23 protein-coding genes are annotated in these 24,691 nt (G+C 63.0%); 16 read left to right on the top strand and 7 right to left on the bottom strand.

Translation table 11 applies throughout. The features are described from left to right. Window positions 1-59: 59 nt before the first annotated feature. Together BFF94_RS12615 and BFF94_RS12610 are read right to left on the bottom strand one after the other, a co-directional pair. Window positions 60-1,514 carry an N-acyl-D-amino-acid deacylase family protein gene (locus BFF94_RS12615; protein ID WP_128850312.1) on the bottom strand — a complete coding sequence of 485 codons (1,455 nt, stop codon included), beginning with the start codon at window positions 1,512-1,514 and terminating at the stop codon, window positions 60-62. A gap of 157 nt (window positions 1,515-1,671) precedes the next feature. Then, window positions 1,672-2,559, bottom strand: a complete 888-nt coding sequence (locus BFF94_RS12610; RefSeq protein ID WP_128850315.1) for a LysR family transcriptional regulator — start codon at window positions 2,557-2,559, stop codon at window positions 1,672-1,674. Window positions 2,560-3,090: 531 nt separating this feature from the next. Between BFF94_RS12610 and yfiR the strand changes: the two genes are divergently transcribed. From yfiR to BFF94_RS12575, 7 genes are all read left to right on the top strand, one after another. After that, window positions 3,091-3,870, top strand: coding sequence for a regulatory sequestration protein YfiR (gene yfiR / locus BFF94_RS12605; protein WP_128850319.1), 780 nt, complete (start codon window positions 3,091-3,093; stop codon window positions 3,868-3,870). After that, window positions 3,867-5,135: a diguanylate cyclase DgcN/YfiN gene (gene dgcN, locus BFF94_RS12600; protein ID WP_128850321.1), complete on the top strand. Its 1,269-nt coding sequence runs from the start codon at window positions 3,867-3,869 to the stop codon at window positions 5,133-5,135. The genes yfiR and dgcN overlap by 4 nt, the downstream gene beginning before the upstream one ends. Window positions 5,136-5,219: 84 nt before the next feature. Further along, window positions 5,220-5,735: an outer membrane lipoprotein YfiB gene (yfiB, locus tag BFF94_RS12595; RefSeq protein WP_128850323.1), complete on the top strand. Its 516-nt coding sequence runs from the start codon at window positions 5,220-5,222 to the stop codon at window positions 5,733-5,735. 534 nt (window positions 5,736-6,269) lie between these two features. Continuing rightward, entirely contained in the window at window positions 6,270-7,211 is a 942-nt protein-coding gene (locus tag BFF94_RS12590; RefSeq protein ID WP_128850325.1) for a hypothetical protein, read from the top strand. A gap of 346 nt (window positions 7,212-7,557) precedes the next feature. Further along, complete coding sequence (locus BFF94_RS12585; RefSeq protein WP_128850327.1) at window positions 7,558-8,262, top strand: hypothetical protein; 705 nt, start codon at window positions 7,558-7,560, stop codon at window positions 8,260-8,262. After that, a complete protein-coding gene (locus BFF94_RS12580; protein WP_128850329.1) occupies window positions 8,259-10,001 on the top strand; it encodes a zinc ribbon domain-containing protein in 1,743 nt (580 codons plus the stop codon). The genes BFF94_RS12585 and BFF94_RS12580 overlap by 4 nt, the downstream gene beginning before the upstream one ends. Before the next feature lie 607 nt (window positions 10,002-10,608). Further along, a complete protein-coding gene (locus BFF94_RS12575; RefSeq protein ID WP_128850331.1) occupies window positions 10,609-10,830 on the top strand; it encodes a SymE family type I addiction module toxin in 222 nt (73 codons plus the stop codon). An 85-nt stretch (window positions 10,831-10,915) separates the two neighbouring features. On the opposite strand, the gene BFF94_RS12570 is transcribed toward BFF94_RS12575, so the two are convergent. After that, window positions 10,916-11,563, bottom strand: coding sequence for a hypothetical protein (locus BFF94_RS12570; RefSeq protein ID WP_128850334.1), 648 nt, complete (start codon window positions 11,561-11,563; stop codon window positions 10,916-10,918). A gap of 782 nt (window positions 11,564-12,345) precedes the next feature. Between BFF94_RS12570 and BFF94_RS12565 the strand changes: the two genes are divergently transcribed. The 5 genes from BFF94_RS12565 to BFF94_RS12545 all read left to right on the top strand — a co-directional run bounded on the left by BFF94_RS12565 (window position 12,346) and on the right by BFF94_RS12545 (window position 17,317). Beyond that, window positions 12,346-13,464 carry a branched-chain amino acid ABC transporter substrate-binding protein gene (locus BFF94_RS12565; RefSeq protein WP_128850337.1) on the top strand — a complete coding sequence of 373 codons (1,119 nt, stop codon included), beginning with the start codon at window positions 12,346-12,348 and terminating at the stop codon, window positions 13,462-13,464. Window positions 13,465-13,636: 172 nt separating this feature from the next. Continuing rightward, on the top strand, window positions 13,637-14,563 hold the full coding sequence (gene livH / locus BFF94_RS12560) for a high-affinity branched-chain amino acid ABC transporter permease LivH (protein ID WP_006749488.1): 927 nt from the start codon (window positions 13,637-13,639) through the stop codon (window positions 14,561-14,563). 11 nt (window positions 14,564-14,574) lie between these two features. Beyond that, a complete protein-coding gene (locus BFF94_RS12555) occupies window positions 14,575-15,846 on the top strand; it encodes a high-affinity branched-chain amino acid ABC transporter permease LivM (protein WP_128850339.1) in 1,272 nt (423 codons plus the stop codon). Next, complete coding sequence (gene livG / locus BFF94_RS12550; RefSeq protein ID WP_122947781.1) at window positions 15,843-16,616, top strand: high-affinity branched-chain amino acid ABC transporter ATP-binding protein LivG; 774 nt, start codon at window positions 15,843-15,845, stop codon at window positions 16,614-16,616. Before BFF94_RS12555 ends, livG begins: the two co-directional genes overlap by 4 nt. Then, window positions 16,616-17,317 carry an ABC transporter ATP-binding protein gene (locus tag BFF94_RS12545; protein ID WP_128850341.1) on the top strand — a complete coding sequence of 234 codons (702 nt, stop codon included), beginning with the start codon at window positions 16,616-16,618 and terminating at the stop codon, window positions 17,315-17,317. Before livG ends, BFF94_RS12545 begins: the two co-directional genes overlap by 1 nt. Before the next feature lie 89 nt (window positions 17,318-17,406). Here the strand turns inward: BFF94_RS12545 and BFF94_RS12540 are convergent, their stop codons facing one another. Continuing rightward, window positions 17,407-18,258, bottom strand: coding sequence for a LysR family transcriptional regulator (locus BFF94_RS12540; protein WP_128850344.1), 852 nt, complete (start codon window positions 18,256-18,258; stop codon window positions 17,407-17,409). A 131-nt stretch (window positions 18,259-18,389) separates the two neighbouring features. Here BFF94_RS12540 and BFF94_RS12535 point away from each other — a divergent pair, with 131 nt between their 5' ends. From BFF94_RS12535 to BFF94_RS12525, 3 genes are read left to right on the top strand one after another with little or no spacing between them, the layout of a single operon-like run. Next, window positions 18,390-19,370, top strand: coding sequence for a hypothetical protein (locus tag BFF94_RS12535; RefSeq protein ID WP_128850347.1), 981 nt, complete (start codon window positions 18,390-18,392; stop codon window positions 19,368-19,370). A 29-nt stretch (window positions 19,371-19,399) separates the two neighbouring features. Next, window positions 19,400-20,386, top strand: a complete 987-nt coding sequence (locus BFF94_RS12530; protein WP_128850349.1) for a 2OG-Fe(II) oxygenase — start codon at window positions 19,400-19,402, stop codon at window positions 20,384-20,386. Window positions 20,387-20,399: 13 nt separating this feature from the next. Next, window positions 20,400-21,323, top strand: coding sequence for a DMT family transporter (locus tag BFF94_RS12525; protein ID WP_128850351.1), 924 nt, complete (start codon window positions 20,400-20,402; stop codon window positions 21,321-21,323). Between the two features lie 174 nt (window positions 21,324-21,497). On the opposite strand, the gene BFF94_RS12520 is transcribed toward BFF94_RS12525, so the two are convergent. The 3 genes from BFF94_RS12520 to BFF94_RS12510 all read right to left on the bottom strand — a co-directional run bounded on the left by BFF94_RS12520 (window position 21,498) and on the right by BFF94_RS12510 (window position 23,858). Then, window positions 21,498-21,905, bottom strand: a complete 408-nt coding sequence (locus BFF94_RS12520) for a DUF2000 domain-containing protein (RefSeq protein ID WP_128850354.1) — start codon at window positions 21,903-21,905, stop codon at window positions 21,498-21,500. Window positions 21,906-21,949: 44 nt separating this feature from the next. Beyond that, window positions 21,950-22,807 carry an AraC family transcriptional regulator gene (locus BFF94_RS12515; RefSeq protein WP_219139395.1) on the bottom strand — a complete coding sequence of 286 codons (858 nt, stop codon included), beginning with the start codon at window positions 22,805-22,807 and terminating at the stop codon, window positions 21,950-21,952. A gap of 73 nt (window positions 22,808-22,880) precedes the next feature. After that, window positions 22,881-23,858 carry an AraC family transcriptional regulator gene (locus BFF94_RS12510; protein WP_128850357.1) on the bottom strand — a complete coding sequence of 326 codons (978 nt, stop codon included), beginning with the start codon at window positions 23,856-23,858 and terminating at the stop codon, window positions 22,881-22,883. A 42-nt stretch (window positions 23,859-23,900) separates the two neighbouring features. On the opposite strand from BFF94_RS12510, the gene BFF94_RS12505 reads away from it, so the two are divergent. After that, window positions 23,901-24,650, top strand: a complete 750-nt coding sequence (locus BFF94_RS12505) for an SDR family NAD(P)-dependent oxidoreductase (RefSeq protein ID WP_128850360.1) — start codon at window positions 23,901-23,903, stop codon at window positions 24,648-24,650. Window positions 24,651-24,691 lie beyond the last annotated feature (41 nt).

Genomic DNA, 24,691 nt, shown 5'->3' with positions numbered 1-24,691 from the left:
ACTCCGTACGGGTTGAGGCGGGCGGCCGTTGTATCGCGGATGGCCTCACGCCGGCATGGCTAGAAAGAGGCAGGCGCCTGGCTCGTGCGGCGCAGCGCGCGGCCCGGGCGCGCACCGGTATGCCGCCCGTGTTCGAGCACCGCCTGCCCGTTGACGAATACGTGCTCGATGCCTTCGGGGCGCAGCGTCGGGCTCGCGAACGTCGCGCGATCGATCACGCGGGCGGCATCGAACACGACGAGATCCGCGTAGTGGCCGACCGCGAGCCGTCCGCGATCGACGATGCCGAACTGCTCGGCGGTGAGGCCCGTCATCTTGCGCACGGCCGTTTCGAGCGGAAACAGCCCGCGTTCGCGCGAGAATTCGCCGAGCACGCGCGGGAACGTTCCCCACAGGCGCGGATGCGGGCGCATATCGTTCGGCAGGCCGTCGGATCCGACCATCGCGAGATCGTGCCGGATGATGCGCTCGACGTCGGCTTCGTCCATCACGAAGTAAATCGCGCCGGCTGGTTGCAATGCGTCGATCGCGGCGTCGATCGAATCGCCGAACAGCGGCAGCAGCTCGTGGAAATCGCGGCCCGCGAGTTCGGGGTGCGGCCGCGACCATGCAAGGAGGACGCGCGACGACTGGCGAATGCGGTCGGCGCGCAGCATCGTCGACGTCGCGGGATACGGGTGGCAGTCGAGGCACAGCGGTTGCAGCACGCGCTGCGCGTCGATGTGCGCGAGCGTTTCCGCCGAGCGGCCGTGGTTGGCCTTGCCGGCCACCTTGTGATGCGACAGCACGACGCGCACGCCGAGCGCGCGCCCGATCGAGAAGGCCTCGTCGAGAGATGCGATGATCGCGTCGGCCTCGTCGCGCAGGTGGGTGGCGAACACGCCGCCCGTGTCGCGCAGCGGCGCGCACGTGTCGATCAGTTCGTCGGTCGTGGCTGCCGCCGCGGGCGGATAGAACGTGCCCGACGAGACGCCGAATGCGCCGGCGGCCATCGCGTCGCGCACGTCGGCGGCCATGGCCGCGATTTCCGCGGCATTGGCGGCGCGGTCGAGGTCGTCCATGTGCCGCACGCGCAACGTCGAATGGCCGACGAGGGCCGCCGTGTTGACGGCGGCGGGCGCCGCGTCGAGCGCATCGAGATACGCGCGGAACGATGCGAAACGGAAGGTCTGCCAGGCGCCGAGCAGGTCGAGCGGCTGCGGGACATCCTGTTGCGCCAGCAGCGGCGCAAGGCTGATTCCGCAGTTGCCGGCGATCACGGTCGTGACGCCCTGTGCGACCTTGGGCTCGACGTCCGGATCGGTCAGCACGAATGCGTCGTCGTGCGTGTGGCTGTCGATGAACCCTGGCGCGACGACGTGGCCGCTCGCGTCGATCACGTGCGCGGCCGTCGCATCGCGCAGGTCGCCGATGGCGGCGATGCGCGCGCCGGTCACGCCGAGATCGGCGTCGAAGCGCGCGGCGCCCGTGCCGTCGATCAGCGCGCCGCCGCGCAGGATGACGTCGAAATGCATGGTGGCTTCTCCTGTCCCCGCCCGCCTGGATGGCCGGTTTTCGGGTGATGTGCCACCGATCGTCCCCGGCCAATATCCGGTCGTCCAATGCGATTGCGCAAGCGATTCATGCGCGGTCGTCATCAATGCCCGCGGCGTCGCATGCGGTGTGTGCGGGTTACGCGAGCGACGCTTTCACCAGGGCGTGCAGGTCGCTCGCGAAGCTGGACATCGAGATCGCGCGGTGCCGCACGATGCCGACGGTGCGCTCGATCGTCGGGCTCGCGATCGGCACGGCGCGCACGGCGGGTGTGCCGTATGCGCGCAGTGCGCTTTCGGGCAGGATCGCGCAGCCGACGCCCGACGCGACGAGCGCCGCCACGCTCGAGATGTGCTCGACCTCATAGAACCAGCGAGTCCGCACGGCTTCCTGGCCCATCAGCATTTCGAGCAGCAACCGGTTGCCGCTGTCGCGGCCGCCGATCACCAGCTTCGCCTGCCGGAGTTCGCCGAGCGTGACGCTGTCGGCACGCGCGAGCGGATCGCTGTCGTGGACGGCGAGCACATAGCGGTCGGTGAACAGCGGTTCGAACAGGAGATCGTCGTCGTCGCCCGGATGCAGGCTCACGCCGAATTCGGCGATGCCGGCACGGACCTGCGACAGCACGAAGTCGTGATTGCCGTCGAGAATCTGCACGGCGACCTGCGGGTATTTGGCCGCGTAATGGCGCAGCACGTCGGGCAGCGCACGCGCGACGACGGTCGGGATGGCGGCGAGCCGCACCTTGCCGTAGCGCTTCTCCGCGATTTCCCGGATCGACGACAGCATCGTGCCGAGCTGCGCGATCTGTTCGCGGGCCATCGGCAGGAACTGGCGGCCCACGCCGGTCAGCGTGACGCTCCGGGTCGTCCGGTGGAACAGCTCGACGCCGAGTGTCTGTTCCAGTTTCTGGATGCGCCGCGACAGGCCCGGTTGCGTGAGGTGCAGCTTTTCTGCGGCGCGATGAAACGTGCCGAGCTCCGCCACGGCGACGAACGCTTCGAGTTCCGAGTTTTCGACTTTCATGGCGCTGCGCGCTCCGTGTCTGCTCCGGCGGCATGGAACGGCACGCCGGCATCAAGCCGCCATTGTCGTCGAAATCACAAGCGGCACGCCGTTGGCCGGCGGGGGGATCAGGGCAGGGCGATCCGGCGAAGCCGGGCGGAGTGGGCGAGTTGTCGGGCACGGCTGTGACGCCGGCGATTGCGAATGCGGTGTTCAGGCTGACGGGGAAGCGGTTGACGGAGACGCCGTTCGATCTGTCGGCGGTGGCGTAGTGCGCGAGAAGATATGAAGTTTGCGGTGCGCGGGCGGCCAATCCGCTGATCAATTTCCTGGTGCCGACACCGGCTCGACGCCGGCAAACGCGTTCGTGCGTATCGTTGTGTACGGCACCGATTCCGCATATTTTCCGACGTTTTTCGGGGATGTTTCCCACTGTTTGGTCACGCGAATTTTTACCTAAGATGGAGCAATAATGCGCGTAATTCGGTGCCTGCACGCGCATGGAAGGAGGCGGGAGGCAGCGCCGGAGCGAAGCCAGCGGATGTTGCCATGATGGATGCGAAAGTGTGCGCGTCTGCTGTCTGTCTTGCGACTGCAGCGACGCTAGCGGGCGCGGCGGTAATCGCCGCGCGTACGGCGTGCGGCCGCCTCGGCCGAATCGCTTCGCTGCGCCATGCGTTGCTCGCAATCGTTTGCGTTCTGGGGCCGGCGCCTGTCGTGCTCGCCGGGGTTCCCGCCGATACGGAAGATCCAATCGACACAGTGCGCATCGCCGCCGCCGCGCCCGCCGTGCTCGCCGGGGTTCCCGCCGATACGGAGGATCCAATCGACACATTGCGTATCGTCGCCGCCACGAGCCCCGCTGATCCCACCGATCCCGCTGCTTCGTCACACGACACGGCCGTGCGTCAGGTCGTGCTCGGCATCATCAGCTTCACGCGCTGGCCGACGACGCCCGTTCGCCTGCATCTGTGCGTCACCGGCCGGCCCGACTACGCGCGCGGCCTGGCCGACACGCTGCAGGCCGGCTCGACGCTGCTCGACGTGCAGCGTGTCCGTTTCGACGATCCCGCGCTCGGTATGGCCTGCGATGTCGTCTATTTCGGTGCCCTGAGCAATGATGAAAGAGCGCGGGTGAGAACCGCGTTGACCGGCCATCCGGTGTTGACGATCGCGGAACACGATCCGTCCTGCACCGCTGGCGGCATGTTCTGTCTCAACGTCGACGGTGAACGCGTGTCGTTCGACATCAATCTCGACGCCGTCGCGCGCAGCGGCGTGCGCGTGCACCCGAATGTGCTCAATCTCGCGCGGCGGCCGGGGGCACCATGACACGGCACACGCTTCCCGTCTCCCTTTCGCGCGTGTCGCGCCCGACGCTGCAAAGCGTGTTGCGCCGCGCGCACCTGCGCCTCGCGTTCGTCGCCGTTGCGATGGCCGCCGTGTCGTTGATCGTCGTCGCCGTGATCGCCTTGCGTGCGTATGCCGGCAACAACCTGAACCTGCTCGCCCGCTCGCTCGGTTATACGGTCGAGGCGGCGCTCGTGTTCGGCGACCGCGTCGCGGCGGCCGAGGCGATCGGGTTGATCGCCGGCGATGAGGACGTCGCGCAGGTGGTCGTCACGGACAGCAACGGCCAGCCGTTCGCGACGTGGCAGTTGCCTGCCGGCAGCGGGATCGCCCGGCTCGAGCGCGGCGTCGCCGACGTTGCGCTGCCCGGGCCCGTGTACGCCCCGGTGATGCACGACGGCATCGTCGTCGGGCACGTCGTCGTGCGCGGCCGCGGGCACCAGTTCTTCGGCTTCCTGATCGGCGGCGTCAGCGGCATTCTCGGCTGCCTGGCCGTCAGCGTGCTTGGTGCGTATGTCAGCTCGAAGCGCCTGATGCGCAACATCGTTTCGCCGCTGCGCGCGCTGGCCAGCGTCGCCCACGCCGTGCGGCGCGAGCGCGCGTTCGCGCGGCGGGTCGAGCCGGTGGCGATCGCCGAACTGAACCAGCTCGGCGACGACTTCAATGCGTTGCTCGACGAATTGGAAGACTGGCAGAACACGCTGCGCGACGAAAACGCGTCGCTCGAACACAAGGCGACCCACGATGCGCTTACGGGCTTGCCCAACCGCGTGCAGTTCGAGTCGCGCCTCTCGCTTGCCCTTTGCGACGCCGTGGTGACGGGACAGCGGGTCGCTGTCCTGTATCTCGACTGCGATCACTTCAAGGAGATCAACGATGGATTCGGCCACGACGCCGGGGACGCGGTGCTGATCGGCATCGCGTCGCGGCTGCGCTCGCAGGTGCGCGAAGCCGATCTGGTTGCTCGCCTGGGCGGCGATGAATTTGCGGTGATGCTGCCGGCGGTGCGCGAAGCGGAGAGCGTGTGTCGTATCGCAGAAGAGATTTTGTCCGGCATGACGCCGTCGATCGAGCTGTCCGACGGCCGCGTGGTGGCCACCATGATGAGTGCCGGCGTTGCGCTGTATCCCGATCACGCGTCGGATGCGAGCGGCTTGCTGCGGGCGGCGGATGCCGCGATGTACCGCGCCAAGCGCGCGCGGCCGGGATCGTGGCAGTTGGCGGAAGGCGTCGCGGGGGCGGCTTGAGGGGGATCGTTTCGCGCTGCGGGCGAGGCTGCAGCAGTGGATGAAGCAGCGCACGCGACGCGGGCGCAAACGAAGGGGTCAATGATGGAAAACTCGTTTCCTGTGAGTATTGGGCGGATGTGTATCGGGAGCGCGCTGCTTCTGTGCATGCTGCTGGGAGGCTGCAAGACACCGCCGCCGCCGCTTCATCGCGGGCTGACGCAGACGCAGGTGACGGTGCTCAAGTCGGCCGGGTTCCAGGAAACCCAGCAGGGGTTCGAGTTCGGATCGGCCGGGCCGATTCTGTTTGACTTCGATCGGTATAACCTCAAGCCGGATGTGAGGCGGATTGTGGAAAGGATCGGGCGGACACTCACGTCGGCGGGGATTAACGGGGTGCGGGTTTATGGGTACTCGGATGACAACGGGACGGAGAAATACGACCTTGAGTTGTCAAGGCGGCGGGCTGAAGTCGTTGCCATTGAGCTGGTTGACGTCGGGCTGGATGCGAAGCGGATTGCGATCGTCGGGAAAGGGAAGAGCGATCCGGTGGGGGATAACAGGACGCCGGCGGGGAGGGCGCAGAATCGGCGGGCGGCGATTGTGGTTTCGCCGAGGTGAGGGGCGGGGGGCTCTTAGCGTCGGGAGGCAGGACAGCGGCGTAAGATGTGCATCTATGCAGGGTCGATTGACGGAAATTGCCATTTGACAATCAAATCGATTAGCTGTTTCAGATCGAGACGGAAATGGGGCGTCTAGGTACGGCCAATAGTTGCCGCTCGCGAAACTCAGAATTCTGTCGTTCCAACGGTTGGTTCAGTTCGGACCCTGCCGGATGTGTTGTCGAAACGTCTCGGCCATTGCGGTTACTCGCAGATTTGCCGCTAATGCCAGTACCGGTCGTCTCCCATTGAGGCAGCGAGAATAGCAAAATTGTGCTGGACCGGGTTGCGAGTAATCCCCGCGGCCCGTTGGACGCAATCAGACCGCGACGAGATGGTCGTCGACTGCAATCTACTCGTGGGGCGGCTTCCTTGAACCGCAGGCACGCGCGTCGATGCCTTGTGACCTTATGACTGCGGCGAAACTGGTTCTTCTCGCTGGACCGGAGTCCAGCGGCTGCGCTACGGACATACGCGAGCCCGATCAAGGGTCATGCCTGCGAGAACAAGATATTATTGCGACCGTGACCACATCGGGGCTTACAAAAGAATGCCGAAAGAAATCATTAACCTGATAAACACACCGACAACAGCGATAGGTGCAGGGGTTATCTCTCTCGTCGTGTCCGCAGCTGTTAACTATATATTCAAGCGTGGCGAAAATCGCCACAAGGCGAATCTGGATTATGAATATGAACAAAAGAAGGCAAGCCGGGAGCTCATCGCGCGCTACAAAGGTCGTATTCTTCGCGAAGCGGTTCAGTTGACAAATCGCCAGTGGAATCTCTATTCGAACTGGCAAAGCGGATGGATGACTAAAGAGACGTCAGCGAGTGGCGACGGATATTATTTTACTAGTACGGTCTACCGTTTTCTTAGTCTGTTCACATTGATACTCGAAGCCGATGCAGAGGCTATCCTCTTGGATACTGCTATCGCACGAAAGACCGACTACGCGTTCATCAAATACCTGTCAATCATGCGTTGGGTGATTACAGATGTTAGCCTATTTGATGGTCTTCAGTACGATGTGTCAATTCAACGAGATCACTTCTTCTCTGACGGTCTTCGAGTTTACACTAAGCCGTGCTGGGTTGACGGCAAAGTCGTGTCCTATGACATGTTTCGCTCGGAGCAATACGCGTTGGCCGACACGCTGCCAGTTTTGAATTTCTTCGATGGTCTGCAAAAAAATGAAAACCGCTACAGATGGGATAGACTGGCTGCACTACACTTGATATTGGCTGCCTATATCAACAAATTCGGTTACGACTTGCAGAGAACTAGCGAGGTAAAGCTTCAGAAGATTGCACGAGAGATACAGCACCCAGAAGTCTTAAATAATCTAATTATATGGTTGAGGCGGCATCATTTGTCGAGAGATCGTGAGGCAAAGAGACTCATGCGTGCGCTGAAGGAAGTGGTGGCTAAGTAATTGCTCGATTAATGTGAAATAGTGACCGGTAAAACCGATGAGCTATCCGCGATCTAAGGTCTGGAATGACTGTTTCGCCCCGGCGCCCGTGGAACTTCAACGCCCCGACCGGCGGCAACGGGTTGGCTACGACCGATCGCCTCCGGCAGTAGTCGGCCAATTGCCGCCGCTGGCCCATTGCACGCAGCCATCACTGGAAAGACGGGTAAAGTCTGAAACCGGCCAGATGCCCAAGGGCATCCGACCTGTGCGGTCGTCCGTCTAGCTGAGCTAAAGATTTGTCTTGTCGTGCCGTTATAGTGTGGTCAAATCATTAAAAGCCAGTCACCGCGCTAGAGAGGAATTGGTGGATACGAAGAGCGTAGAACTTGAGACGATCCTGGCCGCGCTGCACGCGAAATTTGCCGGAAACCAAGCTGAGGCAATCGCTTACACACGTGAAATGCGGCCGGCAGACGCCCTGCCCGCTCTTTTCTTCCATGTGAGCGAGTTCTTGTACGGGAAGAAAGATTCCGCTGTACATGAGAAACTCCTGGCGCAATATCTTAAAGAAGTGTTCGCGGACGGCGTATGCGCTACCTATCTCGCTTTCTCTGGGCTTGATACACCTGCAAGAGTTCTTCTTCGTCGTATGCTCGAACTAGGCTACGTAGTTCTTGCATATTATGACAATCCAGCAAAATTCTGGGACTGGAATTCTAACGACAAGGATATCTCCTTCTCCGAGCTTGAATCTACGCTCGGAAGCGAAGGTTATATCACCTTTTTGTCACACGCTTCCAAGATTGATGTCACTAACTATCGCAAAACGATTCTTTCCCTGCGGTCAGCATATAGCGAACTGAGCAACGTTGTTCATCCCAAGCCTTACAATTTTGAAACAACTGTTGACGACGCATTTCGATTTAGTGCTCCGCATTTGCAGAATGTGTTGAGCTTGCAGGATACGATTCACAAAGGGCTACTGGTTTTGATTTTTTGTCGGTTTCCCCTTGCCCTCGAACACGCTGAAAAGATTGATCCGAAGATTAAGGATAGACTACAATCATGAGAAGCCAATCAAACGCGAATGAGTATCTTGAGGCAGCGAGATCAGAGGATTTGCAGTCGCAAGAAGTCAAAGACCTCTCCGTGGTTGCCGATTTTGAACGTCGCATAATTGACAGCTTGAAGTCAGCGGGCGCCCATCTTCTCCAAGGCGCACGAGGCGTCGGTAAGAGCACCCTCCTTCGATACACTGAAATCGAACTCGACGCGACATTCAGAAATAATCGCGTTCTCGGCGTTTACGTAAACTTCAAGACTAGCACCCTTCTCGAGGGTATCGCGGCAGGGCAGAAGAGTGCATTCCAGATATGGGTAAACACAAAAATTCTACAAGCATTACATGAAAAGCTCATCGTACATGAACTTCTCAGTGGCGCGGGCACCGCGGATCCCTATAAGCAGGTCTTTGGAATTGCAAGCGTCGAAAAGACCGGCACTTTTCTGACGGAAAAGCTGCATCAACTGCAAAAACTCGCATTTGCAGACGACAAAGACGCCGTGCTGAACGAAATTGGCAGTGACTTCCTGGACAAGTTATTTGATCCCGCCTCACTCTCCGAGGTTCTCAAGGATGTTGTTCGTCAATTTCACCTAGAAAGAATTGTTTTTCTATTCGATGAGGCGGCGCACACCTTCATACCATCACAGCAGGAGACTTTTTTCGAAATTTTCAAACTCGTGCATGGCGGTATTATTTCTTGCAAGGCAGCGGTTTATCCTACAGTGACTAGCTACGGAAGGAATTTCGAAGTTGGTCAAGATGCGATCGTTTTGCCGCTTGATCGATATGATCCTGCGGGACACGGGAAGCGACTGTATCGCTCTCAATTTCGCGACATCGTCGATAAACGACTTCCGAAAGCGTCACGAAAGAGGAAAGACGTCTTTGGGCACGGCGAAGTGCTGGACCTATGCATTGACGTGTCCAGCGGGAATCCGAGGGCGTTCCTTCATATTCTGAATGCGACGCTGAGTAGAGCATGGAATGATCGAGCTGTATCGCTTGCTGCACAGGATTACGTCGAGCGTGAGTTGCTACCGTATCATGCGAATCTCGCGAAGCGATTGCCGAAGTATGCTGCGCATGTGAATGTAGGGCTTGATCTTTTGCGTGGCTACATCGTGCCAGAGATTGCAAAAAAGAATCGATCGAAGTCAGTCAATCGGTTTCAAGCAGCGTTTTTCGCGGTCCCGGGCGATCTTTCTCCGAATCTGCGTCTTGCTCTGGATATCATGTGCTATTCCGGCATATTGATAAATAAAGGCACAGTGAAAAACTCGGCTCAAAAGACAAGTCTTCGGTATATGGTCAACATTGCACTTCTGATTAATGAACGTGCATTTTTCTCAGCAAAAATCAAAGAGTCACTGGATCTCATTAGCTTGCGAGATTATCGTGAATTCTCCAGTAACGACACCGAAATTCAGGGTTTCCTGAGCAAGATTCAAGCGTCATCCGAATCATGCGTTCACTGTTCTGCGAACCTCACGCCCAACGCGAAATTTTGTAGCGCTTGTGGCAAGCGAGTGGAAAAGCAAGGTTCGATAATTGCAGGACTGCTGGACGAACCCACCCAAAAACTTTCAGTCAGCGAGAAATTGATACAACGAGTGTCGCCTGAGTTCCCTAAAGTAGGTGATGTCGTGCAGGCGACTCGGGAAGAGCTAATGCGAGTTCAGTACATCAAGGAGGTGCGGTCGCGAATGATCAAGAACGCCGCAGACGAGTTCATATCCGGCTGAGGCAGCAGAAGTGGCCGTCGCATGCGCTGTGGGTGACGCGATTCATGACCGTTGCAAGTCGCTTACGGTCATGAAGGCGGCGCTTCATCGAACGTCGCCTCTGGGGCGGTAGAGGTCCGCGGCAGATGCCAGAGGCGATCGTTCCTGCCAGCTTCCTTGGTTATCCAAGCGGCCAAATGACGGAGCAAAAATCGCTTCTGTATCGAACCGCGCTCTATAGTGAGTCTGATTTATTCGAATTGTTTCGAATCGTCAGCACGCTGAGGCCGATTGACGTTCACCTCGGTTCACGTTCTCCATCGCCATCATCTCGCGAATGACTTCGGTCACAGATGAAGTCGTGTGCCTATACCTAATGGCTAACGTGCAGCCAAGTAGGCGTCGACGGTGGTCTAATAGGCAATGTCCAACGAATGATGATCGCGTTCACGTCGTGTGCGCGCGAATGGATACGCTGCGTGCTCTGATCACTGTCGAATTCGTTACATCGACCCACCAACAAAGGAGGAATCCGAACCATCAAACCACCGCGGTAAACGAGCGCGGGCCGCAAGTGCTAGGAACACTCACGACCCGCTAACCACAGCCAACTAGACAGGAGTTGCCCATGGCTAAGCCGAATCATAAAGCACGTCCACCGAAGACGGAACGTTTCGTAACGATCCAGGAATCCTGGGGGAGTCCGAAAACAATGGAACCCAGGCCGGAGACGTTTTATCCGTACATGAAGATCGGTGGAATGTGGCTGGTCAACGATGCGTGTTTTGTTCCGGGCCGAAAGGCGCAGATCATCATTGAGCCGGGCAGGCTGATCATCACGCAGTTGTAAGAGGCAACGCCGCGGGATGCGGCCGCGCTGCGCGAAGTCGCGCAGCGCGCCGGGTAGGGCAGCCGTTGCCGGCCGCCCCAGTGCATCACCAGGCGATATTGCAAGACGACCGTGACGTCCCCGCACCACCGGTGGCCGTGCAATGCGTACCCGCGCCGTTGTCATAGAACGTGCGCGTCTCCGGCTGCGGCACGGACGGATCAAACGGATTCGGCGTGCCATGCGGACCGCGCGCGGCATCGTACGGCCGCGTCGGCGCATACGAGCCGCCACTTCCCGCCGGCCGCGAGCCGTTAGCCCGCAGGTATTCATTCCAGTTCTGCTCGCGCTGCTCATATCCGGGCAACGCGCGACCAAGACTGTCGCTGCCACCCGCGCCGAGCGCGACGCGGTTCGCGGGCAATACCCAATCGGATTCGTGTTCAGATGAAGGCTGCGGCGCGAGCGTATCGCCCGACACCCGCAACGGCCGCGTATCAGGCGTATCGAACGGACTGCGTTCAGCGGGCGCAACGTACTGCGAGCGACGGTGGCCCATGCGCGCCGCATGCCCATCATCCCGAGCAGCAGCACGCCGCTCCGAGCGAAACACATTGGCGCCAGCCGACCGATCGGTTAGCGAATCGCGACCCGAAGCATCGGCAGCAGAAACAGAAACCGCACACGCAATCGCGGCGGCGGAAGAAAAGCGGAAGGGGTGATTCATCAGCGTTCCGAAGCAGGTGATATGCATTGAGAAAAACGGCAGATCACTGGCTGGCGGCTGGGCGACGGACGGGCGTCGAAGCGGCCCTGAGGCGACTGCGAGGCGCGGCGGGGGCGACTTGCAGGAAGGCTGGCTGGATTGCAGAAGCGAATTCGTATTATTTCATGAAAATAACAACTAGCTTCCAAATGTTTAGTTTTGTGTGTAAACAGAAAGATCGTGCACCTTGCACGAGCGCCCCGTGTTGGTGCCGGTCCGTGCAATCATCAGTCGATTGATTTTCAACGATCGGACCCCGTAGCAGACCAAAAGCCTGCCGCAGGCAATCGACGATCCACGAGCGCCATACACAGCAAGGCAACCAACCAAATCGACCCACCCCATAGCAACCAAATAGCACCCGCAGCAAACGTTCCCACCCCCACCAGGTTGCGCCCCCGTCGCCACCACCTACCCCGAAAAACCTACGTGTTTTCCCTCGGTCCCTCGGCATTTTTGACAGACGATTTAAAAACGCTCATATAATTTCGACTGCCTTGCCAACGGCTGTCGGACCATCCCTCCGAACCAGCGATTTGGCAAGCGGGGCAGGCGAAACGCTTGCGCAATGCAAGACGCATCACGATGTCTTTCCGAACCAGACGTCCCCTTCGGGGACTGCAAGAGCCGGGCCCCGCTACGCAACATTCCGCCGGAGTTCCGTCTTCTATGTGTCTCGGGCGTGTCCCATGTCCTCGCCCCGGGTGCTGTTCGATTGCGCAAGTCATGCCGCCTTTGCCCGTATGACTAACAACATCGAGGAGCTCCTGATGACGCTGTCCCGTCTTACGTCCATTTCCGTCGCCGCCGTGCTGTTCGCCGCCGGCGCCGCCGCCGCGCAAGCGGAAACCGTGAAGATCGCCATCGCTGGTCCGATGAGCGGCTCGGTCGCCCAGTATGGCGACATGGTGAAGGCCGGCGCGCTGACCGCGATCGAGCAGATCAACGCAGCCGGCGGTGCGGGCGGCAACAAGTTCGAAGTGGTGATGATGGACGACGCATGCGAGCCGAAGCAGGCCGTCGCCGTCGCCAACAAGATCGTCAGCCAGAAGATCAAGTACGTGATCGGCCACGTGTGCTCGGGTTCGACGATTCCCGCCTCCGACATCTACGAGAACGAAGGCATCGTGATGGTCACGCCGTCGGCCACCGCGCCGCAGCTGACCGAAGGCAAGAAGCGCCACTTCATCTTCCGCACGATCGGCCGTGACGACCAGCAAGGCCCGGCCGCCGCGCACTACATCATCAACAACGTGAAGCCGAAGAAGGTCGCGATCCTGCACGACAAGCAGTCGTACGGCCAGGGCATCGCGTCGTCGGTGAAGAAGGACCTCGAAGCCGCGAAGATCCCGGTCGTGCTGTTCGAAGGCATCAACGCCGGCGATTCGGACTACTCGGCGATCATCACGAAGCTGAAGTCGCAGGGCGTCGATTTCGTCTACTTCGGCGGCTACCACCCGGAAATGGGCCTGCTGCTGCGCCAGGCGCGCGAGCAGGGCGTGAAGGCAGCGTTCATGGGGCCTGAAGGCGTGGGCAACAAGGACGTGACGGCGATCGCCGGCCCGGCCTCGGAAGGCATGCTGGTCACGCTGCCGGCCGACTTCTCGGCCGACCCGGCCAACGCGGCGCTGGTGAAAGCGTTCGCGGACAAGAAGCGCGACCCGAACGGCGCGTTCCAGATGCCGTCGTACGCAGCGGTGAAGATCATCGCCGACTCGATCGCAGGGGCCAAGACGACCGACCCGACGAAGGTCGCCGCGTACATGCACAAGACGACGTTCGACACGCCGATCGGCAAGGTCGCGTATGACGCACAGGGCGACCTGAAGGCGTTCAAGTTCGTCGTCTACACGTGGCACAAGGACGCGACGAAGACCGCCGCCAAGTAATACGGAGTACCCGCCCCGCGCACCCGCTCTGCCCGTCACCCGGGCAGGGCGCGTGCGCATTTGGCTGTTCACGGCCAACGGGCGGCCCGAGACGACACCGTGCGTTGCGCGCGGCCGAACGCCGTGATCCGGCGACGGCATGCGACCCAGCGCCAACGGGAGCTTCCCGCACATGACTGACTTCTTTCCGCAATTCGCCCAGCAGCTGGTCAACGGCCTGACGCTGGGTGCGATCTATGCGCTGATCGCCATCGGCTATTCGATGGTCTACGGCATCATCGGCATGATCAACTTCGCTCACGGCGAGATCTATATGATCGGCGCGTACGTGGGCCTCGTGACCCTCACTGCGATCGGCATCTCCGCCGGCTATCCGCTGCCGCTCGTGCTCGGCGCCGCACTGATCGTGTCGGTGATCGTCACCGGCCTGTACGGCTTCGCGGTCGAGCGCGTCGCGTACCGGCCGCTGCGCGGCGGCCCGCGCCTCGTGCCGCTGATCTCCGCGATCGGCATGTCGATCTTCCTGCAGAACTACGTGCAGATCGGCCAGGGCGCGCGCGACGTGTCCGTGCCGGTGCTGATCTCCGGCGCGTTCGAGATCCATCTCGGCGGCGACTTCGACGTGACGATTCCGTATGCGCGTCTCCTGATCGTCTGCGTGACGCTCGTGCTGATGATCGCGCTCACGCTGTTCATCTCGCATTCGCGGATGGGCCGTGCATGTCGCGCGTGCGCCGAGGACATGAAGATGGCGAACCTGCTCGGCATCGACACGAACCGCGTGATCTCGTTCACGTTCGTGCTCGGCGCGATGCTGGCGGCCGTCGGCGGCGTGCTGATCGGGCTGACGATCGGCAAGCTGAACCCGTATATCGGCTTCGTCGCAGGCATCAAGGCGTTTACCGCCGCGGTGCTCGGCGGGATCGGCAGCATCCCGGGCGCGATGCTCGGCGGCGTGCTGCTCGGCCTCGCCGAAACATTCGCCGCGGGCTACATGCCGGCCGAGTACAAGGACGTCGTCGCGTTCGGCCTGCTCGTGCTGATCCTGCTCTTCCGCCCGACCGGCCTGCTCGGCAAGTCGGACATCGAAAAGGTTTGAGGGAGACGCAGATGAGTCAAGTCATTTCCATTCGCCGCCCGGCCGCCGACGCTTCGATCGGCCAGGCGCTGAAGAATGCCGTGGCCGCCGCGTTCCTGACGGCGATCCTCACGATTCCGGTGCTCGGGCTGCAACTGAAGCTCGACGGCTATCAGGTGGTGCTGACGCCGCACTGGCGGCCGGTGTGGATCGCGGTCGCGGCCGTGTTCCTGTTCCAGTTGTTCAAGCCGTGGCTCATGCGCGCGAAAGCGGCGGTGAAGCTGCCGGCGGCGCCCGCGATGGGCGCGCAGCAGCAGCGCGTGATCATCTGGGTGCTGCTCGCGGTCGGGCTCGTGTGGCCGTTCTTCGGTTCGCGCGGGGCAGTGGACGTCGCGACGCTCGCGCTGATCTACGTGATCCTCGGCCTCGGGCTGAACATCGTGGTCGGTTTCGCAGGGCTGCTCGATCTCGGCTATGTCGGGTTCTATGCGGTCGGCGGCTATACGTACGCGATGCTCAACCAGTATTTCGGGCTGTCGTTCTGGGAGTGCCTGCCGATCGCGGCGATCGCCGCGGCGACGTTCGGCTTCCTGCTCGGCTTCCCGGTGCTGCGCCTGCGCGGCGACTATCTCGCGATCGTCACGCTCGGCTTCGGCGAAATCATCCGCCTGCTCGCGAACAACCTGACGAGCCTCACCGGCGGCCCGGACGGCATTTCGAGCATCCCGAAGCCGACGGTGTTCGGCTTCGAGATGGCGCGCTCGGCGAGCGTCGAAGGCGCGAAGACCTTCCATGAACTGATCGGGCTGGAATACAGCGGCGAGCACATGGTGATCTTCCTGTACCTGATCGCGCTGCTGCTGGTGGGCTTCACGCTGTTCGTGACGAGCCGCCTGATCCGCATGCCGATGGGCCGTGCGTGGGAAGCGCTGCGCGACGACGAGATCGCATGCCGTTCGCTGGGTCTCAACCCGACGCGCATCAAGCTGTCGGCGTTCACGCTCGGCGCGGCGTTCGCGGGCATCGGCGGCGCGTTCTTCGCGGCGCGCCAGGGCCTCGTGAATCCCGAATCGTTCACCTTCATCGAATCGGCGCTGATCCTCGCGATCGTCGTGCTCGGCGGGATGGGCTCGCAGCTCGGCGTGATTCTCGCGGCGATCCTGCTGACCGTGCTGCCGGAAGTCGCGCGCGGCTTCGCCGAGTACCGGATGCTGATCTTCGGTCTGGTGATGGTGTTGATGATGATGTGGCGTCCGCAGGGCCTGCTGCCCGCGAGCCGTCCCCACGTGGAGCTGCCCCAATGAGTGCGAATGCAGAACTGTTGAAGGTCGCCGGGCTGCAGATGCGCTTCGGCGGGTTGCTCGCGGTGGACGGCATCGATTTCGACGTGCGCCGCGACGAGGTGTTCGCGATCATCGGGCCGAACGGCGCGGGCAAGACCACGGTGTTCAACTGCGTCGGCGGCTTCTACAAGCCGACCGGCGGCGACGTCGTGCTCGACGGCCACGCGATCGCCGGGCTGCCGAGCCACAAGATCGCGTTGAAGGGCCTCGTGCGGACGTTCCAGAACATCCGCCTGTTCAAGTCGCTGACCGTCGTCGAGAACCTGCTCGTTGCGCAGCATCGCAAGGTGAAGGCCGGGCTGCTGCCGGGCCTGTTCTCGACGCCCGCCTATCGTCGCGCCGAGAAGGAAGCGCTCGAACGCGCGGCCGTGTGGCTCGACCGGATGGGGCTGACGTCGGTCGCCAACCGGCCGGCCGGCACGCTGTCGTACGGGCACCAGCGGCGTCTCGAGATCGCGCGCTGCATGATCACCGAGCCGCGTCTGCTGATGCTCGACGAGCCGGCGGCCGGCCTCAACCCGCAGGAAAAGATCGAATTGCAGCACCTGATCGACAAGCTGCGCCGCGAGTTCGGCGTGTCGGTGCTGCTGATCGAGCACGACATGAGCCTCGTGATGGGCGTGTCGGACCGCATCCTCGTGATGGAGCACGGCCGGCCGATCGTGATCGGCACGCCGGAAGCGGTCCGCAACGACCCGCGCGTGATCAAGGCGTATCTGGGGGAAGAGTGATGCTGAAGCTGGAACAGGTCCATACGCACTACGGCGCGGTCGAAGCGCTCGCGGGCGTGTCGATCGAGGTGAAGAAGGGCGAGATCGTCACGCTGATCGGCAGCAACGGCGCCGGCAAGACGACGCTGATGATGACCGTGTGCGGCACGCCGCGCGCGTCGTCGGGCCGCGTGATGTTCGAGGGCAAGGACATCACCGCGATGTCGACGCACCAGATCATGCGGCAGGGGATGGCGATCTCGCCGGAAGGGCGGCGCGTGTTCCCGAGCCTGACGGTGCTCGAGAACCTGAAGATGGGCGGCTTCTTCGCGAGCCGTCACGAGATCGACGACGGCATCGAGCACGTGTTCAAGCTGTTTCCGCGCCTGAAGGAGCGGGCGGTGCAGCGGGCCGGCACGATGTCGGGCGGCGAGCAGCAGATGCTGGCGATCGGCCGCGCGCTGATGAGCAAGCCGCGCTTGCTGCTGCTCGACGAACCGACGCTCGGCCTCGCGCCGCTCGTGATCGCGCAGATCTTCGACATCATCCGGACGATCCGCGACGAAGGCGTCACGGTGTTCCTCGTCGAGCAGAACGCGAACAAGGCGCTCGGTGTGGCCGATCGCGGCTACGTGCTCGAAACGGGGCGCGTGGTGCTGGCCGACACGGGCGCGAACCTGCTCGCGAACGACCGGATCAAGCAGGCGTACCTCGGCGGTTGATGCCGGATGCCGCCGGCCTGCAACGGGCCGGCGGCGTTTTGCTTGCTCGTTCGTTTCGCATGCAAGGCCGGTTCCCGGCCTTGTCTTCCCTATCCGATCCTGAACGTGCTTTTCAGTACGTCGCGCAGATGCAGCGCGGCGCGATTGCTGTCGTCCGTCAGGATGGTGATCAGGTGCGGCGGCAGATCGGGCAGCACGATCCCGGCGACGTGGCTCGTCAGGTTGCCGGACACGCGATCGTGCTCGATGAGGCCGACCGCGAGACCGTTCGCGATACAGGCTTCGACCGCCGGCGAGCTGGCGCTTTCGAGCAGCATCCGGTGCGCGATCTTCGCTTTTTTCAGCGCGTTCAGCGCGGTGTCGCGGTACGGGCAGCCCTGCAGCTGCACCGCGATCGGCAGCGGCGCATCGGGATTGAACTTGAAGGTCCGCGCGGCGACCCACACCGGATGGGTCTTGCTGAGCAGCTCCGCGTGCGGCGGCGCTTTCGGCACCACGGCGATCGTGATGTCGAGTTGGCCGCGGGAGAACAGCAGCTGCAGTTCTTCGCTGGAGCGCGCTTCGACCGTCAGTTCGAGCAACGGCCGGTCGGCAGCGAAGCGCGGCAGGAATTCCGCCATGAAGTGCGCCGCGTAGGAATCGGGGATGCCGAGCCGCAACTTGCCGGTCAGCATTTGCGGGGACAGCGATTCGACGAGCCGGTCGTGGCTCAACAGAAACTCGGTGGTGTCGCTCAGCAGCTTGTGGCCGAACTGCGTGAGTTCGACGGCCTGGTTGTTTCGCGTAAACAGGCGCTGCTCGACCATCTCTTCCAGCTTCTGAATCTGCGCGGTGACCGACGACGGGCTGCGATTCACATGGGCCGCTGCATCCTTGAAGCGGCCGAGCTTCGCAACGGCGTGGAAGGTACGCAGCAGGTCGACGTCCAGGGTGCGCGGCATGATTTGGATTTTCCGAATCAGTGATTCAGGTAATGTCGATTGACGGAATTATTGGGCATCCCTATTCTCGGGTCAACAGGCAGACAACGGCAGGCAGCCGGTTGGGCGTGCACGCATCCGGGGAACGATTCATGTCGATCAATGATTTTGTCGTAGATGCATTGGTGCGGGACAGGAAGCTGAAGGCGGAGTCGGTATGGACGGTCGAGAATCACGAAAAGTATTCGACGCTGAATCGGGCTGACGATGGCGCGCGGCGACGCGAAGCAGGGCGCGAAGTCTTTTCGCTGATGCGAAACCTGAACGAGCTGGGCGTGCGGAGCCCGGCACTGTGCGCGGACCGCGACGGCAACGGTTCGCTGCGCGAAGCGATCGGCGCGTTGAGCGAGCGGCTCGCGACCTTGTCGCGCGGCCGCCATGTCCACTACATCGAGCTCGGGCCGGAGCCGGTCAAGACGACCGAACTGATGAAGGCCGTCCGCAACGGCGGCCCGGACCATCTGCGTTACACGGCCGTCGACATCAACGAGTCGTCGGAAGACGCGATGCGGCACGCGATCATGCCGTTCCTGAAAACGCCCGGCTGTTTCAACTACATCGCCGACGATTACCGGAACGTGCAGTGGAACCATATCGACCTGGGCCAGGACATCACGTTCATCACGATGCTCGGGTTCCAGGAGGGCAACGAGTTGCCCGTGACGATCGGCCGGCTCATTCGCAATCTCGGCGGCAAGTCGACCTATGTCGTATCGGAGATGCAGCTGCTCGTGGAGGGGCGCGAAGAGCCCATCTACAACTTCTACCAGAACGAGAACATGGTGCGGTTCTCCGAAATCGTCAGCCGGCAGCAGGGCTTCGAGCCGCTCGGCGAGCATCATGTTTCGATCGTCCGGCTCAATCTGCTCGGCGACCAGTTTCATGTCGCGGTCACGCTGCAACCGGTATCGAAAGCGGGGGCCGACGGGCATCTGATCACCAACGTCTGCCTGAAATACACGCCGGAGCAATTCCGCCACGTCCGCCTGAACCACGGCAATTGCCGCGTGATCGACGAGGTGCGCAGCGGGGACGGCAGCGTCGTGTACCAGATTGCGCAGTTCAAGGGCTGAGTGGCGAATCGACGACAGCGAGGCGCGCGATGAACAAGGGAAATGCATTGCCGGTGTTTGCGCGAGGGTTCGATCGGGTCAGGCTTGCGCTGCAGACGTCGCTGTCCGGCGGCGTGAACGTCGGAGGCGCGCTGGACGCGTCGACGGAACCGATGCGCTGGACGAGCGCCTGCCTGCGCGACGGCTACGAGGTGCGATACCGCCGCAACCTCGACGATCTCGGCTATCGCGATGTGCCGATGCGCGGCACGCGCTCGGATTCGTTGAACGCAGTGTGTCATCTGCGCGGATTGTTTTCCGACGAAGCGGTCGACGCATTGCGCGAGATCGGCCGCGCGCTGGAGCGCAGCGCGTCGAGCAGCAACTGGATCATCTCGAAGCGGGTGCGTGCCGTGACGAATCGCTCGCGCTTCATCGACGACATGATGCGCGATCGCGCGTTCCTGCTGCGGGTGTCGCGTCTCGCCGGTGTGCCGTTGATCCCGTATCCGATGGTCAATGCGCGCTCGCAGTTCAACTACTACTATCCGACGAACCAGCGCGACGGCAAGGAACAGCTGGGCATGTGGCACACCGACGGCACCAGTTTCGTGCTGAACATCGTGCTGTCGGATCGCGCCGACTACGAGGGCGGCAACTTTCTGTTCTACGAATCGACCACGGAGACGTTCGACCGCCACGATCGGGCGCGCCGGCACGTGAAGACCGCGAATCTGGACAACGCGGGCGACGCGCTGCTCATCTACGGCAGCAAGCTGTTCCATGGCGTCGAACCGGTCGAGGCCGGGCGCCGCATGTCGCTGGTGCTGTCGTTTCATTGCCCGACCACGCGCGAGGACGACAACGGGTTCTGGCATCTCGCGTCGGACGACGGCATTCCGCGCACCATCGTCAACTGGCTGGCGCTGCAGCGCGCCCTCAAGGACGACGCCGAACTGCAGTACCGTCGCCTGGGGCTCGAACCGATCCGGCCCGAGGATCTGAACGACCAGCGCCTGTCCCCGGCCACCTTCTGAGAGCCGTCGCCCCATGCAGCTATTCCTGCTCCAGTTCGTTTTTGTGTTGTCGTGGAGTTCCGGCTTCATCGGCGCCAAGCTCGGCGCGGAGACGGCCGGCGCGTTCAACCTGCTGTTCTGGCGCTTCCTGCTCGTCACGCTCTGTCTGGCGATCGTCCTCAACCGGCAGCTCGGGCGCCTGACGCTGGAAAAACTCCGCTATCACGCGGTGATCGGCTTCCTGTCGCAGTTTCTCTATCTGAGCTGCGTGTACGTCGCGATTCAGCATGGGCTGCCGCCGGGCATCGCCGCGATCGTCGCGGCGTTGCAGCCGCTCATCACGGCGGCGATGACGTCGCTGGAAGGCAGCGAGCGCAGTGGGGCGCGCCAGTGGGCCGGGCTCGTCGTCGGGTTCGTCGGCGTGGGCATCGTGATCGGCGGGCAATATGCGCTGCCGGCCGGGTCGGTCGGGTTCGTCATGTACCTGCTCCCGCTGGTGTCCGCGCTGGGGCTGTCGATCGCGACGATCTATCAGCGGCGCCGCGCACTGACGGCCGCGCGCAGCAACGAGGACGGGCTGTTCCTGCCGCTGTTCGTGCAGGGTTGCGTCAGCCTCGTGCTGTTCGCGGCATGCGGGCTCGTCACGGGCGAGCTGCATGTGCCGACGCAGCCGAACGTGTGGGTGTCGGTCGTGTGGTTGACGGTGTTCGCGACCTTCATCGCTTACCTGTCGTTGTGGGCGCTGCTCAAGCGCATGCCGGCGACGCGCGTGGCGACCCTCGTCTATCTCGAACCGCCGGTGACGCTGATATGGGCCGCGTGGATGTTCGGCAACAGGATCGAGGTGACGACCTATCTCGGCATCGTCGTGGTCGCGATCGGTGTGTGGCTGGCCGGCAAGCACGTCGAGCGGCCCGCGCGGGCGCGGCGGGCGGAAATGAAGGCGGCCGGCCGCTGATGCGCTGGTAGCGCGGGCGGGATGCATGCCGATCGCAGTTAATGTGTAGTCAAATCGGCTCCGATCGTCGTCAAATAAGCTGCATCCGAGCAATCCATCCGAATCGATACAAAATCGGCGACACTTCCGCAGACATTCGGTTTGCCGGTCGAACGGGCTCGAAACGATGGTGCGTCACGCATGCAACGCCAGCCCCTTCACCGCCTTGTCGACAGCCTTCTTCGGCCCGTGCAGCGCGAGGCCGACGAGATCGAGATTCTCCGCATCTCCGGCACGAAACACTTCACGGTTGGCCACGTCGTGCCCGGTCGAAAACATCGCGTGCACGTAGGGCACGATCGTGAGTTCGCGCGACAGCGCCTGCCGGTGCGCGGCCTGTAGCCCGTTCAAGTCGGACGCGAACACCAGCATCGGCTGGCCCAGCATGCGGCCGTAGCGGCGTCCCGCCGCATCCTCGTAAGGCTCGCCGAGCGCGTCGGGCGCCTCGGCCGCGACGCCGGTCGCGAGAAACGCGACCACGTTGAGTTTCTGCCACGCTGCGAGATCGTCGCGCACGATCAGCGCCACTTTGGTATCGAACATGCTTGCTCCTTGTTGGAGCCCCGATGATCGGATGCCGCGCGCGATCAGTCTGGAACGTTTGTGCACAGTTGCCGGTAGGCGGCCGGCGTGATCCGGTACGCGCGGCGGAACCAGCGGCCCAGGTGGCTCTGGTCGGCGAAGCCGACGTCCGCGGCCGCCTGCGCGGGCGTGCGGCCGGCCGCCAGCAGCCGGCGCGCGGCACGCAGCCGCAAGCGTACCAGGTACGCGTGCGGCGACGTGCCGAACGCGCGCTGGAACAGCCGCGTCAGCCGGAAGCGGTCGATCCCGGCGACGCTGGCCAGCTCGTCGAGCCCGAGGTTGCCGTCCATCTGCGCATGCAGCAGATCGCGCACGCGCGCGATCGCGGGCGGCACGACGCCGCTTTCCAGCGCGAGTGGGCTGCCCAGTTGGCTGCCGAGCCGCGTCAGCAGGCGGTCGAGCGTCTGGTCGCGCGCGAGCCGGCCTTCGTTGCCGTGGATCGCAAAAAATGCACTCCGGATCGCGTCGACCAGGCCGCGATCGTCGACGAGCGTGTGGCCGAACGCGGCTTCGACGCTGCCGAGCCCCGGCAGACCCAGCCGGCGCGCGGCGCGCTCGACCCACGCTTGCGGCAGGTACAGCATCCCGTAGGTGAAGCCGCCGGCTTCGGGCGCGTAGCCGTCGTGCATCGCACCCGGCTCGATCAGGATCGCGCGGCCCGGCACGCTCGTATGCAGCGAACGGTGGCACTGAAAGCGTTGCACGCCCTGTTCGGTGAAGCCGACCAGCATGTCGTCGTGATCGTGCGCGTCGTACGCATGGCCGTTGAAATGCGCATGCAGGCTTTCGATGCCGGTTTCCTGATCGCGCCGCGCGACGAGCCAGTGATCGGTCGTGCCGGGGGCCTTTGCCGCTTTCGTCATCGGCTGCCTCGCGTGTCGTCTTTGCGTGACCGGTAGTGTACGCAGGTCGCGGGATGGCGGTGGCGGGCGCGGTTCATTCGTCGCTCGCCGCCGCCCGTTCGTCGCGCGCATATTGCGCGGGCGGCCGGCCGACGTGCCGCGTGAACGCGACGCTGAAGGTGCTCGCGGAACTGTAGCCGACGCGCCCGGCAATCTCCGCGATGCGGCCCTCGTCGCGGCGGAGCAGGTTTTTCGCGAGCGCCATGCGCCACGTGAGCAGGTATTCCATCGGCGCGACGCCGATCGCGCGGCTGAAGCGTTCGAAGAAGGTCGAACGCGACAGCGCGGCTTCCTTCGCGAGCTCGACGACCGTCCACGGGTACGCGGGGCGTTCGTGCATCCCGCGGATCGCGGCGGCGAGACGGCTGTCGGCGAGGCCGCGCACGAGGCCGGGCGATGCGCCCGTGCCGGCCGAGAACCGCAATGCCTCGATCAGCAGCACTTCCACGAGGCGCGACAGCACGAGTTCGCGCGCCGGCCGCTGCGCGCGTGATTCGTCCCGCACCAGTTGCACGAGCGTGGTCAGGCGCGGTTCGTCGCGCACGTGCACGAATTGCGGCAGCAGCGACACCAGCAGCGCCGCGTCGGGCGAACTGAAGCTGCAGTTGCCGGCCATCATGCGCGTGTCGACCGGGCGGCCGGCGTCGCCGATCCGGTATTCGCCGTTGTCGAGCGCGACCGGCGCGGCCGTTTCGACGCCCGGTGGCGGCAGTTCGAGACTGGATATCGCGACGCCGTGGGCAGCCGGAATCAGCACGAAATCGCCGGGCAGCAGCTCGATCGGCGCATGCCCGTCGATCGCGACCCGGCACCCGCCATCCAGGACCGCGCAATAGAACGGCTCGCCGGCGACCGTCCGGCTGATGCGCCAGGGGCTCGCGCCGTGAACGAGCTTGGAATACCGCATGCTCGGCTGCAGCAGCGTCACGACCTCGGCTAACGGATCGATCATCGCCGGACTCTCGCAAAAGAAAATCGGATTTTCGATTGTAGCGAATACGGATCCGGCCATCTATCGTACGAACACATGCCCAACACACTCACAGGAGTTCGCATGAAGACCGTATTGATCACTGGCTGTTCGTCCGGCTTCGGCCTCGAGATCGCCCGCCATTTCCTGGCCCGCGACTGGCAGGTCGTCGCGACGATGCGCACGCCGCGCGAGGACGTCCTGCCGCCGTCGGAGCACCTGCGCGTGCTGGCGCTCGATGTCACGAACCCCGACAGCATCCGGGCGGCGATCGACGCCGCCGGCCCGATCGACGTACTCGTCAACAATGCGGGTTTCGGCGCGGCCGCACCGGCCGAACTGGCGCCGCTCGACACGGTGCGCGCGCTGTTCGAGACCAACACGATCGGCACGATGGCGGTCACGCAAGCGGTGCTGCCGCAGTTTCGCCAGCGCGGGGCCGGCGTGGTCGTGAACGTCACGTCGAGCGTCACGCTGAAGGCGCTGCCGCTGCTCGGCGCCTATCGCGCCAGCAAGGCGGCGGTCAATGCGTACACCGAATCGATGGCGCTCGAACTCGAACCGTTCGGCGTGCGTGCGCGCCTCGTGCTGCCGGGCCGCGCGCCCGACACGCGTTTCGCCGACAACGCGCGAGCGTACATGCACGGCTTCGAGCACGAAGCTTATGCGGAATTTGCCGCGGCGGCCTTTGCGCGCATACGCGACGAATCCGCGCCGATCACGCATGCGCGGGACGTCGCCGAAGCCGTGTGGCGCGCGGCGACCGATCCGTCGTGCCCGCTGCGCATCCCGGCCGGCGCCGATGCCGAAGCATGGGCGGCCGAAGCAGGCTGAGGCTCGCCGACCTGGGCGCGAATCTGCTTGCCAACGACCGG

The sequence above is a fragment of the Burkholderia catarinensis genome, assembly GCF_001883705.2.
Taxonomy (GTDB): Bacteria; Pseudomonadota; Gammaproteobacteria; order Burkholderiales; family Burkholderiaceae; genus Burkholderia; species Burkholderia catarinensis.
The sequence above is the reverse complement of the archived record's forward strand: the minus strand, read 5'-3'. Positions and strand labels throughout refer to the sequence as shown.

Excerpts from the sequence above, each read along its gene's own strand:
- BFF94_RS12615 (WP_128850312.1), bottom strand. The coding sequence starts at position 1,514 with ATGCATTTCGACGTCATCCTGCGCGGCGGCGCGCTGATCGACGGCACG.
- BFF94_RS12610 (WP_128850315.1), bottom strand. The coding sequence starts at position 2,559 with ATGAAAGTCGAAAACTCGGAACTCGAAGCGTTCGTCGCCGTGGCGGAG.
- yfiR (WP_128850319.1), top strand. The coding sequence starts at position 3,091 with ATGGATGCGAAAGTGTGCGCGTCTGCTGTCTGTCTTGCGACTGCAGCG.
- dgcN (WP_128850321.1), top strand. The coding sequence starts at position 3,867 with ATGACACGGCACACGCTTCCCGTCTCCCTTTCGCGCGTGTCGCGCCCG.
- yfiB (WP_128850323.1), top strand. The coding sequence starts at position 5,220 with ATGGAAAACTCGTTTCCTGTGAGTATTGGGCGGATGTGTATCGGGAGC.
- BFF94_RS12590 (WP_128850325.1), top strand. The coding sequence starts at position 6,270 with ATGCCTGCGAGAACAAGATATTATTGCGACCGTGACCACATCGGGGCT.
- BFF94_RS12580 (WP_128850329.1), top strand. The coding sequence starts at position 8,259 with ATGAGAAGCCAATCAAACGCGAATGAGTATCTTGAGGCAGCGAGATCA.
- BFF94_RS12575 (WP_128850331.1), top strand. The coding sequence starts at position 10,609 with ATGGCTAAGCCGAATCATAAAGCACGTCCACCGAAGACGGAACGTTTC.
- BFF94_RS12570 (WP_128850334.1), bottom strand. The coding sequence starts at position 11,563 with ATGCATATCACCTGCTTCGGAACGCTGATGAATCACCCCTTCCGCTTT.
- BFF94_RS12565 (WP_128850337.1), top strand. The coding sequence starts at position 12,346 with ATGACGCTGTCCCGTCTTACGTCCATTTCCGTCGCCGCCGTGCTGTTC.
- livH (WP_006749488.1), top strand. The coding sequence starts at position 13,637 with ATGACTGACTTCTTTCCGCAATTCGCCCAGCAGCTGGTCAACGGCCTG.
- BFF94_RS12555 (WP_128850339.1), top strand. The coding sequence starts at position 14,575 with ATGAGTCAAGTCATTTCCATTCGCCGCCCGGCCGCCGACGCTTCGATC.
- livG (WP_122947781.1), top strand. The coding sequence starts at position 15,843 with ATGAGTGCGAATGCAGAACTGTTGAAGGTCGCCGGGCTGCAGATGCGC.
- BFF94_RS12545 (WP_128850341.1), top strand. The coding sequence starts at position 16,616 with ATGCTGAAGCTGGAACAGGTCCATACGCACTACGGCGCGGTCGAAGCG.
- BFF94_RS12540 (WP_128850344.1), bottom strand. The coding sequence starts at position 18,258 with ATGCCGCGCACCCTGGACGTCGACCTGCTGCGTACCTTCCACGCCGTT.
- BFF94_RS12535 (WP_128850347.1), top strand. The coding sequence starts at position 18,390 with ATGTCGATCAATGATTTTGTCGTAGATGCATTGGTGCGGGACAGGAAG.
- BFF94_RS12530 (WP_128850349.1), top strand. The coding sequence starts at position 19,400 with ATGAACAAGGGAAATGCATTGCCGGTGTTTGCGCGAGGGTTCGATCGG.
- BFF94_RS12525 (WP_128850351.1), top strand. The coding sequence starts at position 20,400 with ATGCAGCTATTCCTGCTCCAGTTCGTTTTTGTGTTGTCGTGGAGTTCC.
- BFF94_RS12520 (WP_128850354.1), bottom strand. The coding sequence starts at position 21,905 with ATGTTCGATACCAAAGTGGCGCTGATCGTGCGCGACGATCTCGCAGCG.
- BFF94_RS12515 (WP_219139395.1), bottom strand. The coding sequence starts at position 22,807 with ATGACGAAAGCGGCAAAGGCCCCCGGCACGACCGATCACTGGCTCGTC.
- BFF94_RS12510 (WP_128850357.1), bottom strand. The coding sequence starts at position 23,858 with ATGGCCGGATCCGTATTCGCTACAATCGAAAATCCGATTTTCTTTTGC.
- BFF94_RS12505 (WP_128850360.1), top strand. The coding sequence starts at position 23,901 with ATGAAGACCGTATTGATCACTGGCTGTTCGTCCGGCTTCGGCCTCGAG.